This is a genomic window from Colwellia sp. 1_MG-2023 (assembly GCF_030546755.1).
In the GTDB taxonomy this organism is placed as follows: Bacteria; Pseudomonadota; Gammaproteobacteria; order Enterobacterales; family Alteromonadaceae; genus Thalassotalea_H.
Map to the genome: position 1 here is coordinate 19,715 of NZ_JAUOPE010000015.1, position 16,595 is coordinate 36,309.

12 protein-coding genes are annotated in these 16,595 nt (G+C 38.9%); 4 read left to right on the top strand and 8 right to left on the bottom strand.

Annotated elements, in window-relative coordinates; all coding sequences use genetic code 11:
- Nucleotides 1-1,266: a c-type cytochrome biogenesis protein CcmI gene (gene ccmI, locus Q4493_RS15245; RefSeq protein ID WP_303454421.1), complete on the top strand. Its 1,266-nt coding sequence runs from the start codon at nucleotides 1-3 to the stop codon at nucleotides 1,264-1,266.
- A 75-nt stretch (nucleotides 1,267-1,341) separates the two neighbouring features.
- Nucleotides 1,342-2,340 (top strand): ferrochelatase, encoded by a 999-nt coding sequence (hemH, locus tag Q4493_RS15250; protein ID WP_303454606.1) that lies wholly within the window; start codon nucleotides 1,342-1,344, stop codon nucleotides 2,338-2,340.
- 46 nt (nucleotides 2,341-2,386) lie between these two features.
- Here hemH and Q4493_RS15255 read toward each other — a convergent pair whose 3' ends face one another.
- The 5 genes from Q4493_RS15255 to pepA all read right to left on the bottom strand — a co-directional run bounded on the left by Q4493_RS15255 (nucleotide 2,387) and on the right by pepA (nucleotide 8,782).
- A complete protein-coding gene (locus Q4493_RS15255; protein ID WP_303454424.1) occupies nucleotides 2,387-3,064 on the bottom strand; it encodes a hypothetical protein in 678 nt (225 codons plus the stop codon).
- Between the two features lie 293 nt (nucleotides 3,065-3,357).
- Nucleotides 3,358-3,567, bottom strand: coding sequence for a cold-shock protein (locus Q4493_RS15260; RefSeq protein WP_303454427.1), 210 nt, complete (start codon nucleotides 3,565-3,567; stop codon nucleotides 3,358-3,360).
- Nucleotides 3,568-3,887: 320 nt separating this feature from the next.
- Nucleotides 3,888-6,743: a valine--tRNA ligase gene (locus Q4493_RS15265; protein WP_303454429.1), complete on the bottom strand. Its 2,856-nt coding sequence runs from the start codon at nucleotides 6,741-6,743 to the stop codon at nucleotides 3,888-3,890.
- Nucleotides 6,744-6,771: 28 nt separating this feature from the next.
- Nucleotides 6,772-7,254, bottom strand: coding sequence for a DNA polymerase III subunit chi (locus Q4493_RS15270; RefSeq protein WP_303454432.1), 483 nt, complete (start codon nucleotides 7,252-7,254; stop codon nucleotides 6,772-6,774).
- Nucleotides 7,255-7,273: 19 nt separating this feature from the next.
- Complete coding sequence (gene pepA, locus Q4493_RS15275; protein ID WP_303454435.1) at nucleotides 7,274-8,782, bottom strand: leucyl aminopeptidase; 1,509 nt, start codon at nucleotides 8,780-8,782, stop codon at nucleotides 7,274-7,276.
- A gap of 274 nt (nucleotides 8,783-9,056) precedes the next feature.
- On the opposite strand from pepA, the gene lptF reads away from it, so the two are divergent.
- Entirely contained in the window at nucleotides 9,057-10,187 is a 1,131-nt protein-coding gene (lptF, locus tag Q4493_RS15280; protein ID WP_303454439.1) for an LPS export ABC transporter permease LptF, read from the top strand.
- 2 nt (nucleotides 10,188-10,189) lie between these two features.
- On the top strand, nucleotides 10,190-11,257 hold the full coding sequence (gene lptG, locus Q4493_RS15285) for an LPS export ABC transporter permease LptG (RefSeq protein WP_303454441.1): 1,068 nt from the start codon (nucleotides 10,190-10,192) through the stop codon (nucleotides 11,255-11,257).
- Between the two features lie 33 nt (nucleotides 11,258-11,290).
- On the opposite strand, the gene Q4493_RS15290 is transcribed toward lptG, so the two are convergent.
- The 3 genes from Q4493_RS15290 to Q4493_RS15300 form a co-directional block, all read right to left on the bottom strand.
- Nucleotides 11,291-11,791: an RDD family protein gene (locus Q4493_RS15290; protein ID WP_303454444.1), complete on the bottom strand. Its 501-nt coding sequence runs from the start codon at nucleotides 11,789-11,791 to the stop codon at nucleotides 11,291-11,293.
- A gap of 346 nt (nucleotides 11,792-12,137) precedes the next feature.
- Entirely contained in the window at nucleotides 12,138-14,720 is a 2,583-nt protein-coding gene (locus Q4493_RS15295) for a TonB-dependent receptor (RefSeq protein WP_303454446.1), read from the bottom strand.
- A gap of 133 nt (nucleotides 14,721-14,853) precedes the next feature.
- The gene (locus tag Q4493_RS15300; protein WP_303454449.1) at nucleotides 14,854-16,461 is read right to left on the bottom strand and encodes a glycoside hydrolase family 3 protein; all 1,608 of its coding nucleotides are present in this window, start codon (nucleotides 16,459-16,461) and stop codon (nucleotides 14,854-14,856) included.
- Between the last annotated feature and the right edge of the window lie 134 nt (nucleotides 16,462-16,595).

A 16,595-nucleotide genomic window follows, 5' to 3' on the forward strand; every position in this document is an offset into this window, starting at 1 on the left:
ATGTTAGAACTCCTTATTATTGTTGTTGCCTTTATACTCTTGTTGCTCATTATTGTTTGGGCTCATTACCTCAATCAAAATCGCCAGAAAGTGAAAATTGACAATAGCTTTCGCGACGAAACCAATGTGCGTTTATATCATGAACATAAAGCTGAAATTGAGAAAGACTTTCAACAAGGCAGTTTAGACGAAGAAAGCTATGAATATATAGTTGCCGAGCTTGAGCAGAGTTTATTACAAGATATTCAAGATAATGCTAGTGAAGCTAATCTTTCAGTAGACAAAAAATCTTCGCTTTCAATTATTTGGCCGGCGACTATTTCGTTATTTATTATTATTTTTAGTGTTGCATTATACAGCGAACGAGGCTCAATGGAGCTTATCGCTAATACACCAAAAGCTAATGGTGGTCATCAAGCACTTGATGAGCAACAACAGATGATCGTCGAGATTCAAAAATTAAAGAAAACCACAGAACAACAACCCAATAATTCAGATGCTTGGTATAGTTTAGGGCAAGCATTAGTCGGAATTGGTGAGTTTGATGATGCGTTAAACGCCTTTGATAAAGTAATTGAAATTGATGGTGAACAAGCCGATTTATTTGGTGCTAAAGCGCAAGCGAGTTATTACAAAAATGCCCAAAAAATAACGGAAGAAGTGCAATACTTTATTGATAAAGCATTGTCGTTAGACGCCAAAGATCCATCAACTAACATTTTGTTGGGCATGAATAACTTTATCAATAATAACTATCAACAGGCGATTAATTATTGGCAAACGGTTGTAGATGAAAATAGGCCAACCGTGAATAGTGATGCGTTAAAAAGTGCAATTGTCGAAGCAAAAAATCGATTAGCATTAACGGGGGGGAAAGTGGCTGACAACATCAGTAGTTCAGGTCCCCAATTATCTTTACATGTTCGCGTCAGTGAAGAAATATTAACGAAACTTAATCAAGGTGAAGATAAAGTTGTCTTTATTTATGCCATTCCCAGCGATGGTGGAAGAATGCCGTTAGCTGCTATAAAAGTACAAGCCAGTGATTTACCGATAGATGTGGTGTTAAATGATCAACGTGCCATGACACCGGCCGCAAAATTAAGTGACGCAGAAAATGTTAATGTTTATGCCATTATCTCTAAAAGTGGTGGCGTTGGAATCAAGCCTGGTGATTTTAAAGCTGAAATTACTGATGTCAGTGTCGATACCAAAGAAGTTATTGAATTAGTGATTGATAGCCTGGTTGAACAACTCGACAATTGATAGCTTAGCGTTCGTTTATTAGTGATAAATTAAGGAAGTTTATTGAAATCCCGTTACTTAGGTCGAGATAAGTCGATTCATGACAATCGCAAAAATGACCAAAAGAAAAAAACAGCGATACTGTTAACCAACTTAGGCACCCCAAGTGCTCCTACGGCTGCTTCTTTAAGAACATACCTTAGAGAGTTTTTGTCTGATCCGCGTGTCGTTGAAATTCCTCGAATAGTTTGGTTAATTATTTTACACGGCATCATTTTAAGATTGCGGCCCAAAAAGTCGGCAAAATTATATCAAAGTATTTGGACTGATGCCGGTTCACCTTTGATGGTGATCAGCGAGCAAATCACAGCAAAAGTGGCTAAAAGTCTACATGATAATAATGAAGACGTTGTTGTCGATTTAGCGATGCGTTACGGAGCTCCCTCTATTGGCGAGGCTTTAAATAACTTTCAACAGCAAGGCATTGATAATATCGTTGTCTTGCCACTTTATCCTCAGTATGCAGGACCAACTACTGGCTCAACATTTGATGCTGTGGTTAACGAGATAAAGCAATGGCGTTGGATCCCGTCATTACACTTTATTAGCGGTTATTATGATCATCCGTTATATATTAAGGCATTAGCTAATAGTATTAATGAGCATTTTCAAGCCGTAGGTAAGCCTGAAAAATTAGTGCTTTCTTATCATGGTATGCCAAAGTACTTTTTGGAGAAAGGCGATCCTTATTATTGTTTTTGTCATAAAACCACGCGTTTATTGGTTGATGAACTAGGACTTGCGAGTGATGAATATATCATGACCTTTCAATCAAGATTTGGCAAAGCAGAATGGCTGCAACCATATACTGATGCAACATTAGAGCATTTAGCAAAAGAGGGCTGTCAAAGTGTTGCTATCGTCAGCCCTGCATTTAGTGCTGATTGTCTCGAAACTCTCGAAGAGCTTGTCCACGAAAATAAAGCGGTGTTTATTGAAGCTGGCGGTAAAGAATATCATTATATTCCAGCACTGAACGATAGAGATGATCATTGCCAATTAATTACGGATATTGTTACCAAGCAACTTCAATAAAATATCAAACTCAGTAGATATATTTGAGTACATTTATTGGTTGTAGTTATGCAGATTCATAAACGAAGCGGCCAAATGAATGAGCGCTGCTGACTTTAAGTAAAACTAATAGCGCTAATGCCATAAGCAATAATTCTAACGCTGAGGGCTCTGACACAGTAACGTTATTCCTAGTTTTGATAATTTGCTGGCTATTAATGGCTCCTGAAGTATGTGTCATGGCTTGCCAGCTAAAATCTTGATAATGATATCCCGTCCCTGTCAGTTGCAATGAAAAATTGCTCGGTGTTGTACTGCTGCTTTCACTAATACCAATATCTGTGCTTGTTAAGCCTATTGCAGTACCAGATGTAGCGGTTATCGTGCCTTCATAAGACAAAAATTGTCTTACTACTCCTAAGTTATCTATCAGCGCCAAACCATCAGGCGCACCATTTTGAATATTGCTCGGTGAAAACGACGCAAAACCAAAACCATTATTGGTGTCTGAAATGATACCTGATAAATTAATCGCGTTGCCATAAGTTGCACCATTACTCCCATTGTACAGTTCTACTTGCCAACCAGTAAGATCAGTGCCAGCTTCCGCCATCAATTCGAAGAATTCATGTTGGTCGGTGCCAATATTATCGTAGTGAATTTCATTGATAAAAATGATACCTGCGAGCGAGTAAAGCGGGGTAGATAATGCGAAGAGTAAGACTAATTGTTTTAAAATTTTCATGACTAAATCCTTTTAGTTTTAATGTTAGTTTTTTACTTTAGATAATAAACATCACTTCATGTGAATGGTTAAATATTAGTCAATGAATGAGGTTTTGCGAATTTTTATTAATGATTTTGCCCGAAAGTAAAAGGAAAGCTAGCCTTAGCATTAGACTATATTCTAATAGGAGATAAAAATTATCGTGTTGAGTACGGGTTATTCTTGTGATTCAGTTAGTTAAGTCGTTAATTATCAGCATAAAAAAACGGAGCAATAAATTGCTCCGTTTTATAAATTTAAAACCGTTTAGCTTAAGATGCTACAACGTTTTCAGCTTCAGGACCTTTTTGGCCTTGTTTAACTGAGAAAGATACCGCTTGACCATCAGTCAAAGTACGGAAGCCGTCTCCAGAGATTGCGCTGAAGTGAACAAACACGTCAGGGCCATTTTCTTGCTCGATAAAACCGAAGCCTTTAGATTCATTAAAAAATTTTACTTTACCAGTTACTGTCTCAGACATACCAACATTTCTCGCAGGTTAGAAATTAAAAAAAGGCTAATTATTTAGCCAGATACGGAGTAAATGCCCTCTACCTAAAGTACAGACAGAGAAAGGTTTCCAATAACACAATTCTAAAGCGTCTAGGTAATTAATCTGTTCAAATATCACTATTTAAAAAAGATTAATATTTTCCTTCTCCCGAAACGCAAAAACTCAACGCGACAACATGCTAACACAATAGTTCCTCAAGATCTTGAAAAAATGTGAAATTTACTTGACTTTTTTATGACAGATAAAGCCAGTGTATACACTGGCTTTATCTTTATGGGTATCTGCGTTTACAGGGCAGCTATTTGAGCTTTCTGTTCACGCATTTTGGTTAATGTAGATTCAGCGTCAGCTAGTTTTGCTTGTTCTTTCTCTATAACCGCAGCTGGCGCTTTAGCAACAAAATTTTCATTACTTAATTTGCCACGAACTTTTTGACTATCTTTCTCTATTTTTTCAATCGCTTTGGTTAAACGGGCAAGCTCAGCTTCTTTGTCAATCAAGCCTGCCATTGGAATTAATAGAGATAAGTCACCAACAACAGCGGTTGCAGAAGCCGGACCTTCTTCGTTATCACTTAACACTTGAATAGATTCAAGTTTAGCAAGCGCAGACAAAAACTGTTCATTGTCTGTTAAACGGCGTTGATCGTTGTCATTCACATTTTTAAGTAATACTGGCAATGGTTTGCTTGGCGCTATATCCATCTCACCACGAATATTACGAATAGCAATAATAAACTGTTTTACCCACTCTAAATCTGCGCTTGCTTGATTATCAACAATCGTTTCGTCATATTGTGGGAAGCTTTGCAACATGATGCTGTCGCCACACTTTTCAAACTTAGTTAATGGCACGACGCGTTGCCAAATTGTTTCAGTGATAAACGGCATAATTGGGTGCATTAATCGTAAAAGCGTTTCTAGCGTTTCAACTAAGGTTTGGCGAGTTCCACGTTGTTGCGCTTCGCTGCCTTTAAATAAAACAGGCTTAGTTAACTCTAAATACCAGTCACAGAATTGGTTCCAAGTGAATTCATATAATGCTTGAGAAGCCAGATCAAATCTAAATGAATAAAAAGCTTCATGAACGGTTTTAATGGTTTGCTGTAATTGTGCTTTGATCCAACGATCAGCCAGCGAAAACTCAACGTCTTGATTGGCTAATCCGCAATCATGCTCTTCCGTATTCATTAATACGTAACGACTAGCGTTCCATAATTTATTACAGAAGTTTCGATAACCATCTAAACGTTTCATGTCCCAACTGATATCACGTCCAGTAGACGCGACAGAGGTTAAGGTGAAACGTAAAGCATCGGTGCCATGTGCTTCAATGCCGTCTGGATATTCTTTTTTCGTTAATTTGGTAATTTTCTTGGCAAGCTGAGGTTGCATCATGTTGCCAGTACGTTTCTCTAATAAGTCGTCTAAAGAAATCCCGTCAATCATGTCTAAAGGATCAACCACATTGCCTTTAGATTTACTCATTTTATCGCCATTTTCATCGCGAATAAGGCCTGTTACATACACTTTTTTAAATGGCACTTGCGGATTACCATTTTCATCTTTGATGAAATGCATGGTCATCATGATCATGCGAGCAACCCAGAAAAAGATAATATCAAAGCCTGTAACTAGTACATCGGTAGAGTGAAATTTCTTTAAGTCTTCAACATTATTTGGCCAGCCTAAGGTTGAGAAAGTCCATAAGGCCGATGAAAACCAAGTATCTAATACATCGTCATCTTGCTTAAGCACAACATCATCTGCTAAGTTATTGCTTTTGCGTACTGCTTCTTCGCTGCGACCAACGTATACTTTGCCACTTTCGTCATACCATGCCGGAATTCTATGTCCCCACCATAATTGACGAGAAATACACCAATCTTGAATATCACGCATCCAAGCGTTGTACATGTTTTCATATTGCTTTGGTACAAACTCAATGTCGCCATTTTCAACGGCGGCTACAGCAGGCTCAGCAAGTGGCGCTGCACGAACATACCATTGATCAGTTAACAATGGCTCGATAATAACGCCTGAACGATCGCCATACGGTGCAACTAAATCATGATCTTTTACGCTTTCTAAAAAGCCCAATTCATCGAATTTTTCAACAATCGCTTTTCGTGCCACAAAACGATCTAAACCAGCAAACTCAGCAGGTAGCTCAGGACTATAAGCATCACTTGGCTCGCCATTGTTTTGATACACTTCAGCAACCGCTAATATGGCGGCATTTTTATCTAATATATTAATGAGCGGTAAGTTATGACGTTTACCTACTTCATTATCGTTAAAATCGTGAGCAGGGGTTATTTTTACACACCCTGTACCTTTCTCCATATCGGCATGATCATCACCAACAATAGGGATAAGGCGATTGACTAAAGGCAATTGAATATGTTTACCAATTAAGTCTTTATAACGCTCATCTTTTGGATTTACCGCTACGCCCGTATCACCTAACATAGTTTCAGGACGAGTGGTCGCAACAATTAGGTAATCTTTACCTTCTGCGGTTTTTTCGCCATTGGCAAGAGGGTAGCGTAAGTGCCACATGTGGCCTTTTTTATCTTTGTTTTCTACTTCAAGATCTGAAATTGCGGTATGGAATTTTGGATCCCAATTCACTAAGCGTTTACCACGATAAATTAGATCATCTTCAAATAATCGAACAAATACTTCTTGAACGGCTTCTGACATGCCGTCATCCATGGTAAAACGTTCACGTGACCAATCAATTGAATTACCTAAGCGGCGCATTTGTTGACCGATTGTACCGCCAGACTCTTCTTTCCACTGCCACACTTTATCGATAAAGGCTTCGCGACCATAATCGTGACGTGTTTTTTCCTCTTCAGCAGCTATTTTGCGTTCAACAACCATTTGCGTAGCAATACCGGCATGATCACAGCCTGATTGCCACAACGTGCTTTTGCCTTGCATGCGTTGATAACGAATTAAGGTGTCCATAATGGTTTGTTGAAACGCATGCCCCATGTGCAAGCTACCCGTAACATTCGGTGGTGGAATAGCGATACAGTAACCATCACCTGTTCCGGTAGGGCTAAAATAACCTTGCTCTTCCCAGCTTTGGTAGAGTGATTGTTCGATGTCAGCGGGATTAAATGTTTTTTCCATCAGGGTAACTACTTTATTCTTAAATGTATCAAGACGTTGCTTGGCTTGAGCTTGCAGGCTGATTACCTACCTGAAAGCCTAATTGGCGATATGCTTTAAAACGTTCACGTGCGTTTTGTTTTAAATGTTCATCGCTTGGGACAAAGTCTACGATTTGTGAAAATTGATGAGCAAAGTTTGGCACTGTGCTCGTTAAATTAATTAAAACAGGGCGACGATTGGTTGGTACTTGCCAACTAATTTCAACTGCCGCGCCGTTTTTTTGTCCTTCATTCACTAAATTATGAGGGACAAAGCTGTCAGGTTCAAATGACCATAATAGCTCATCAACTTGATGGGCTTGTGCTTGGTCTTGACAATAAATGAAAACGCGTTGGTTTTGACGATAAAAATGTGCCGCTTGAAAACAGCTATGCAACAAAGATAAATAGTGTTTATCTGGGTTGTTATTTGCTTGTGCTGCATTTTCATCGTGTTCTAAAAGATAGAACATTACCTGAGTATTCATCATTTAATACTTGTTAACTCTTTTATTCGCCTTGCTCTGCGCCTGAACGGTTGAGTAAAAACTGAGTTAGCATACTTACTGGGCGACCTGTTGAACCTTTATCTTTTCCGCCACTTCGCCATGCAGTACCAGCAATATCAAGATGAGCCCAGTGATATTTTTTAGTAAAGCGACTTAGGAAACAAGCGGCGGTAATAGTTCCACCAGCGCGACCACCTAAGTTGGTAAAATCGGCGAATGGACTTTCCAATTGATCTTGATACTCTTCCCATAACGGTAAGCGCCAAGCTCTATCACCACTTTGTTCAGAAGCATTTAATAATTCATGCGCTAAAGGATTATGAGTACTTAATAAGCCGGTAGCATGTTTACCTAGTGCCACGACACAAGCGCCGGTTAAGGTTGCTACATCTACTACTAATTCTGGTTCAAAACGCTCTACATAAGTTAAAGCATCACATAGTACCAGTCGACCTTCTGCATCCGTGTTTAATACTTCAACGGTTTGGCCTGACATTGTGGTAAGTACATCACCAGGGCGGTAAGCATTGCTACTTGGCATGTTTTCACAGCCGGCTAATACACCAATAACATTGATGGGTAAATTAAGCTCAGCTAAGGCGTGCATGGCACCTAAAACTCCAGCGGCTCCACCCATGTCGTATTTCATTTCATCCATTGCTTCACTAGGTTTGATAGAAATACCACCACTATCAAAAGTTAAGCCTTTACCCACTAATACAATTGGGTTTGAATCATCTTTTGCACCGTTATATTTTATAACACTCATCATAGATTCATTTACCGAACCACGACCAACGGCTAGATATGAGCCCATACCTAATTCTGTCATTTGTTTTTCATCAACAATATCAGTAGAGACATTGTCGTAATCATTTTCAAGAATTTTAGCTTGTTCAGCCAAATAAGCCGGGTTACAGATGTTTGGTGGCATATTTGCGACATTTTTACAGGTGTTAATACCTTCTGAAATGGCAAGACCGTGGGCAATAGCACGTTCACCTAACGGTAATTCACGGCGAGTCGGCACATTAAAAACAATTTTACGTAATGGGCGACGAGGCTCTTCTTTACGAGTTTTTAAGCTATCAAAGCTATATAAACAATCTTGAGTTGCCTCTACTGCTTGACGAACTTTCCAATAATTATCACGGCCTTTTACATGTAATTCTGATAGGAAACAAACCGCTTCCATCGAACCGGTTTCATTTAAGGTGTTAATCGTTTTACTGATAATTTGACGATATTGACGTTCGTCTAATTCACGCTCTTTACCACAACCGACTAATAAAACACGTTCACTTAAAATATTAGGTACATGATGTAATAACAGCATTTGCCCTGATTTGCCTTCAAGATCTCCACGACGTAAAAGGTTACTAATGTAACCTTCACTGATCTCGTCCAGTTGCTCTGCGATTGTTGATAAACGTCTCGGCTCAAATACACCAACAACTATACAGGCACTGCGTTGTTTTTCTGGGCTGCCACTTTTTACACTAAATTCCATGGGCTCTCCTAATTTTTAGGTAAAACTGAATGATTTCTAAAAAAAATGCAGTTTAACTTGCTTAAATCTACACTTAATAGATAAGCTTACTGTAATACTTTTTCAAATAATTAATCAACTGACTTTCTATTTTATCAAGCTAAAGGCTATAATTATAGGCGGACTCAGCAATTTTACCTTAAGGCGATTAAATTATTTTACTTATGAAAACGACAAGTTTACTCAAAAATTGTCTATATGTCAGAAAAAAACTAAGTTTTTGTAGGATCTCTTTGTGATTATTTTTCGTTATTTATTAAAAGAAGTCGCTAAAACGCAATTCGCCGTATTTATAGTTTTAATGACCATCTTTATTAGTAATAAATTTGTTCGGGTATTAGACGATGCATCCGAAGGCGGCATTCCCGGTCAAATGGTGATGGTATTTATCGGTTTGAAAATTCCTGATTTAGCAGGGATGATTTTACCGTTAAGTTTTTTCTTAGGTATTTTGCTCGCTTATGGCCGAATCTATGCCGATAACGAAATGTCGATTCTTCATGCTTGTGGTGTGAGTGAATGGTACGTGGTGCGGGTGACTTTAATACTGGCTTTTTTAACGGCTATGTTCACTGGCCTTTTTACGCTTTATTTATCCCCAATGGCGGCCGAGTATGAATATCAAGTGAAAGAGCAGTTAGCGGCAGACTCTGGCTTAAGTTCATTGATTGCTGGGCGCTTTCAAACCACAGGTAATGAGAAAGCGGTGGTTTTCATTCATGATAAAAGTCGTGAAGATAATAGCTTACGAAAAGTATTTGTTGCACAACTACCCGATAATGACAAAAAACATAACAGTATTATCGATTCAAGTTTAGTGTATGCCGCTAAAGGTGAAGTGATAGAAGATGTTACTGGCTCGCAAAAGTTAATTCTTTCTAATGGTACTCGTTATCAAAATGACGTGAAAAATGACGAGTTTCGTCAAGTGTCTTTTGGTAAATATTACATCCAAATACAAGATCAAAAAGTCGAGCATAAAAGCCGTAAACTTAAAGCGATTCCTACGGCAGATTTATTCAAAGCAACTCATGCTGAATATAAAGCAGAAATTCATTGGCGTATTGCTTTTCCGTTGGCATGTATCATTTTAACTTTTGTCGCGGTTCCTTTAAGTGTGGTGAATCCTCGCCAAGGTAAATTTGCGAAAATGCTGCCAGCCTTATTACTCTTTTTAAGTTACTTTTTATTATTAACAGCGGTAAAACGAGGCTTAGAAAGCGAGTCGTTACCGAGCCATATTGGTTTATGGCCAGTGCATTTTATGGCGTTATTATTAGGTGCAAGCCTGTTAATGAAAGGGCGAAGTTTTGGTTTAAAATTAAAAGCAAAATTGCCGCAATTCCCTCGTAAAGGAGTTGCTTAACCGTGAAAATTTTAGATCTTTATATTGGCCGAATCATCGCTTCAACCACGTTTTTAACGCTAGCAGTATTCGTAAGTTTAAGCGGCATCATTAAATTTGTAGAAGAAATGAAAGCCGTTGGTCGAGGGAGTTATGATCTTTCTCATGCGGCGTTATATGTCCTTTATTTTATCCCCCGTGATGTTGAAATGTTTTTTCCAATGGCAGCCCTAATTGGTGGTTTAATTGGCATTGGAATGTTGGCGAGTAATTCAGAACTTGTCGTGATGCAAGCATCAGGATTATCGCGATTAGACATTATTAAATCTGTGATGAAATCGGCAGCGATATTAATTGTGATCAGTATGACGGTAGGTGAATGGATTGCGCCGGTTGGCGAGGCATCGGCAAGGCAAGTGAAAGCACAAGCTATATCTGGTGGTAGTTTAATTTCTGCCTCAGGCGGTACCTGGGCAAAAGATGGCGACCTTTTTGTGCATATTCATGAAGTGGAAGATACTGGCTCCTTAAAAGGGGTACAGATATATCGCTTTAATGATCAGCTAAAATTAACAAGTTGGCTTGCTGCTGATAGTGCCACTTACCATAATGATGCCTGGTTGTTGTCTACTGTGGTTGAAACTCAGATAAAGAATGGTGAAATTAACAGTCAAAATTTGCAAAGTACCACATGGCAGTCGTCTTTAACGCCTGATAAATTAGGGGTTGTGACCGTAAAACCTGAATCACTTTCTGTAAGAGATTTACTCGAATATTTAGATTACTTAAAAGAAAATGATCAAGATCCGAGTCGTTATCAGTTAGCATTTTGGCGAAAAGTAGTGCAACCAATCACAGTGGCTGTCATGATTTTAGTCGCGCTTTCGTTTATTTTTGGCCCATTGCGTTCGGTATCTATGGGCGCTCGTATCATGATGGGAGTTGCAACTGGGATCTTATTTTTTATTACCAACCAAGTGTTGGGCTCGTTAAGCTTGGTGTATCAACTACCCGCTATTTTTGGTGCTTTAATGCCGAGTGTCATTTTTACCGGTGTTGCGTTGTTTTTCATGAAAAGAAAAACAACCTAGTCTAGCTTTAAAAGTAAGTTAACGTTGAGAGGGTTATAAACGCCCTCTATTGGCTTCCAGTGTTAATAAAACAACCTCAGTATTCGTTAGTTTATCTTGTAAACTCAATTTATTTTTCCAATCAACTAACAGCCACAAATTCCCTAAGCCAAGCAGAGTTGGTAGTAAACGTCTGATCCCCGTAGCTTTGCTTATTAACGTGCCATCTTGATTTTGCACTCTTAAACGCCAAGCTTTCATCCCTAATGTTTGGCCACTCTTTGCCCAAAAGAAAATAAAAAAATAACTCACCCAACCAATATTCCATGAATAGATCAAAGTACTATAAAGTAATGAGGAACGTTGAGCATCAATCAAATGCTGATGACCATTCATATCTACTAAGCCAAAGTAAGCAAACACTGCAAAGATAAGAAAGCCCATAGCGCCGGCAACCATATACACGGCAATCGCGAGTAATAGATCATAAATCCAAGAAGCAAAGCGGCGAATCAAGCCCGCACGCGGGAAACTGGTAAAATCGAAAGTAGACATAAAAAACTCATCAAAAATTTTCGCTAGTGTAGCAGACTCGGCTAAAAGAAAAAGTGGTTTGATCTTCCGGTAAAGTGACTTCTTATTGAAACTGACACAGATAGTTTAAGTTCAATATATCATTTAACTTAAACTAAAACTTTTACAACAACAAAAACAAAGCAAGTTAATTAAATATGAAAAAAGCCAGATCATAATCGATCTGGCTTGGTCTTCCGTGGTAATTCAACACCACACTAAAATCGTTGTTTTAGCTAACTATCCGCTAATAAAACGATAGTTTTTCATAGAATAGGAACGTGTGTGCAAACCTATTTTATAAAAAGTGACTAATGTCCTTTTGCTATTAAAACTTAATGCTAGCGCCAAGGTAGTAGCGAGCGCCAAACTCGTCGATACTATGGATTACATTGCCAAAGTCAGGTTGGCGTAATACTAAGGCTTCATTGGTTAAGTTTACGGCTTCTAATGAAATATCGACATTTTCCATCGCGTGCCAGACAAGTGACGCATCTATTTGGCTATAGGCGTCGTTTACACTTGCACTGCCACTTCCATTGTATTCGCGCATCCAATCATCGCGATAGTTATATGCTACTCGAGCGCTGAAACTATCATCTTCATAATAAGCTGATACATTGAAAGAGTTTTTAGATACTTCATTTAGTGGCACAGTTTTTCCGGCTGAATTAGTTACTTCACTGTCGGTATAAGTATAGTTACCTTGTACACCAAACCCATTTCCGAAGTCATGTTGTGCTTGAAGTTCTATCCCAGTTACATCTGCAGTTCCTACGTTACGAGAACGCGTTACTAAGCAGGTTTCAGAACATCCAGCATATGACTCAACAGCCGAGGTTGTTTCAATATAGTCACTGATATTTTTAATAAATAAAGTAGCGCCAAAAATTGAAGCTTGATCAAAATACCATTCTAAGCCGATATCGTATTGGTCTGCCTTATATGGGTCTAAATCTGGGCTACCCACAGTAGCTGTCGCAAAACTAACAGAAATTGTTTCCGCCATTTGCATATCATCGTAATCAGGACGTGCCACCGTTGAACCTGCAGCGAAACGGAAGATAAGGTCGTCCGAGATATCAGCCGCAATGTTTACGCTTGGAAGAAAGTTTGTGTAATTCTTTTTACCTTGAGACGGTTGACCATCAACACTACCTTTTGAGATAACGTCTGTGTCTACGTAACGTAAACCAATGTTACCTCTAAAGCCTTCACCTTGAAAATTAGCTTTTACATAGGCGGCGGTCATATCTTCTTCAATAGAAAATTGACTTAAAGTTGTCGTTGTTGTCGCTTGGTTTTGCTCTGCGTAATCCCATATTCCACGACTAGCGACAGGGAATGCCGATAAACTACCTGAACGTCCTTCTTTACTATGCAAACCGGAAACAAATCCGCCGTTGTAATCAGCCAACGTTAAGCCGTCTGCGATAGCGACATTAACATCAACATCACGATAATCGCCACGAGAGGCAAATGTTTGGTTTTGGAATTTTAAACCTGTTTCAATGGTTGAAAAAATGCCTTTATCTAGCTGAAAAGTAAAATCAGATTGAAGGTAATCAATATCATTATCTCGTACATAATTGATATAAGTAAATTCTTGGAAAATCATGAAATTACTATGACTACTCATATAGTCTGCGTTTGTCGGAATAATTTCTAGTGCTCCGTCAACAGAGTAGGTATAACCAGCATTAGCGGTATTTTCTGTGTCACCCCACCACGTACTGCTTTGTTTTGTTCTACCTTCAGCACTTGAACTACCTGCGACGATATTTACCGACCAATCATCCGAATCGTATTCCACGGTAAAGTTTAAGGCATCAGTTTGCATTTCTGGTGTTCGTAAAACTGTATTATTAAATAATGGTGCTAAACCTGCACCACCTGCGCCGTTTGTCGTGGCGCGAGTAATTACACCAGCATTATTTTTGGTAATAGAGTTACTATCAAGTGAACCAAAACCCACGATTCCGAATAACGCCGAGTTATTGTGATCATTGTTTAATTCAAAGAGGTTGTAATTTAAGCTTAACAATAAATCGTCTGAAGGCGCATATTGCATTGTCACTTGGCTACTCGAACGCTCACGATCTTCATCAAATAAGATAGATGACATCGCACCATAGGTACTATGTGTATTACCCATATTATCAGTTAAACTAGCACCGCCTGGTGAACCAAAGTTTGATAATGTTTCGCGGTATACTTTTGATTCTTCATTAGAATATGCGACTAAAATACCAAATTTTTCATCATCTGTTTTCCAACTCCCTAAGGCAGAATAAGCTGGATCCCATTCTTCGACACTTGAATGATAAGCGCCCTCAACAGAGGCAAACACAGTACCTGCGTCTAACTCTAAAGGTTTGCGGGTTTTTAAATTAACCGTACCACCAATAGCGCCTTCGTTAACGTTCGCCTCGGCTGATTTGTATAAGTCCATACCTGAAATTTGTTCAGAGGCTAGCATTTCAAAATTGAAACTACGGTTAATACCGCCTAAGTCGAACCAACCAACACTCGCTACGTTTTGACCATTGAGCAGCACCATACTATGTTCTGGCGCGGTACCGCGAACGGTTACACCGTTAACTTCGCCATAAGTTCTGACAACAGTTACACCAGGAATGCGTTGCATAGCATCACCAATGTTTTTATCAGGAAATTTACCAATATCTTCGGCAGAAATTGAATCTAATACTGAGTTACTGAATCGTTTAGTGTTTAACGCTTTTGTTAAACTGCCACGAATACCTTTTACCTCAATAACTTCGATAGCTTTTTTTTCTGCTTCTTCAGCCATTACACTGCCAGAAGCGGTTAATAAAGCGGTTGAACTAAAAGACATACAACATAAAACTGCTGTGCGTATCTTAGAGAGTTTAAATCGTTTAGTAGACATGTTTTTCCCTTTTATTATTGTTAAATTGGCTGATCAATTATTTTGTCAATTGGTTTTACTAATTAATAATCAATCATTTTGACTAAATGTCAATCACTTTTTTATAATTTCATTGGGGTTTTCGCTAATTAATCTAGCAAGTTATTATTTTTGCTAGTGATTTTGCACTTACAGAACGGCTGGAAAAAGCGCATACATAGGTGTTTATATCGTTAAAATTAACGAGTTCGTAATCAGATCTGAGGGATAAAACAATGACGCGATCACCAAACAATTGCTGTGTATTGATCACACGGTTAACTTGTTCGTCACTGTAAAAATCTTCGCCAGGAAGAGGATAATCTTCTGTGACGATCACAATAGGTTGGTCATTTGATAAGTGTTTTTGACCAGCAAGTACCTCTGAAAATTGAAAATAGGGTATTGTGGTAAACGTCGCATCAATTTCGCGAAGTGACTCGGTGAACACTTCACTTGCCGGAATAGGATCGTTTGGACCTATGCCGCGGCTATTGATTAATTTTTCATACAAAGCCGGATTTGCAGCGAAGGTTAAGTAAAAAGGTTCGTTCATTAAAGGGAGTAAGTTTTTTGTATTTCGAATGACTTTTACCGCTTTGTCTGCCGCTGATTGAGCGATTAACTTACAAGTATTGGTATCTAAGGTTTCAGTGAGCCAGTGTGTTTCTAAATCCCGATACTTAAAGCATAAAACATGTTGCAGCGTTTCATCGAGTAATTGCTCGTCAAGGTCGCCAGTTTTAACAGCGTTAATAACTCCTTGAATGGTTTCTTGCTGTATTTGCTTATAGGGAGTTGCTTCATTTTCGTAGTGTTCTTCACTTAACATCACTAAATGAGCACCGGCTTTTATGGCCATTATCGCCGCTTGTGCAGGTGAGTAATGTTTACGCATTGCCCACATGTTCATACTATCGGTAATGATCAAACCATTGAAATTCATTTGGTTTTTAAGAATGTCCGTTAAAATTTTTCGTGATAAAGTCGCCGGATGTTCACTATCAATTTGTGGGTATCGAATATGCGCGGTCATCACCAAAGATACCCCAGCATCTATCGCTTTTTGAAAGGGCAGCAAGTCTTCGGTAATGAGTGAGGCTAAGCTTTTATCCACATGAGAGAGCGTTCTATGGCTATCGATGGCGGTATCGCCATGTCCAGGGAAATGTTTAGCGCAGGCGAGATTGCCCGTTTTTATAATGCCTTTTACGGCAGATTCAGTGTGACTGGCAACCAATTCAGCTGTTTCGCCAAATGAGCGTTGGCCGATGATAGGGTTTTTCGGGTTTGAATTAACATCAACGCAAGGAGATAACAGGGTGTTGTAACCAATTGACTGCATTTGTTGGGCAAATACTTGGTACATACTTTCGGTTAATGCCAAATCATTCGCTTTACCTAGCGCTAAGTTTCCGGGGCCTAAGTCCGTTTCATGAGTTAATATTCCCCACGCCCCTTCTTGATCTACCGCGAGCAATAATGGCGCATCGCAACTTCTTAATGCCGCTTGTTCTTGTAGTTTAGTCGATAACTTTTTAGCGTCAGTTAATGACCTTGCATTGTCGTCGGTGATGTAGAAGCCACCAACATGAAAATCTTTCACTAGCTGCAATGCATACTCAGTGTCTTCACCGGCAAAGGCTAGTACGAATAATTGCCCAACTTTTTCTTCAATTGTTAGCGTTGATATGAGTTGAGAAACCTTTTTTGCATGACTCATGTTATCTTCCTTTAGGGACTAAAATTCCTACCCCTATTTTTAAAATGAATAGGGGGTAATGAATGTGTTACAGTTTTTGGGACTTAGTATGTTACTTTTGTGACTAATGTTTACGTTTAACAATTGGCCACTTT

Coding starts and splice junctions, on each gene's coding strand:
- Q4493_RS15290 (WP_303454444.1), bottom strand. CDS start 11,791: ATGTCTACTTTCGATTTTACCAGTTTCCCGCGTGCGGGCTTGATTCGC.
- Q4493_RS15255 (WP_303454424.1), bottom strand. CDS start 3,064: ATGAAAATTTTAAAACAATTAGTCTTACTCTTCGCATTATCTACCCCG.
- Q4493_RS15260 (WP_303454427.1), bottom strand. CDS start 3,567: ATGTCTGAGACAGTAACTGGTAAAGTAAAATTTTTTAATGAATCTAAA.
- Q4493_RS15265 (WP_303454429.1), bottom strand. CDS start 6,743: ATGGAAAAAACATTTAATCCCGCTGACATCGAACAATCACTCTACCAA.
- Q4493_RS15270 (WP_303454432.1), bottom strand. CDS start 7,254: ATGATGAATACTCAGGTAATGTTCTATCTTTTAGAACACGATGAAAAT.
- pepA (WP_303454435.1), bottom strand. CDS start 8,782: ATGGAATTTAGTGTAAAAAGTGGCAGCCCAGAAAAACAACGCAGTGCC.
- Q4493_RS15300 (WP_303454449.1), bottom strand. CDS start 16,461: ATGAGTCATGCAAAAAAGGTTTCTCAACTCATATCAACGCTAACAATT.
- Q4493_RS15295 (WP_303454446.1), bottom strand. CDS start 14,720: ATGTCTACTAAACGATTTAAACTCTCTAAGATACGCACAGCAGTTTTA.
- ccmI (WP_303454421.1), top strand. CDS start 1: ATGTTAGAACTCCTTATTATTGTTGTTGCCTTTATACTCTTGTTGCTC.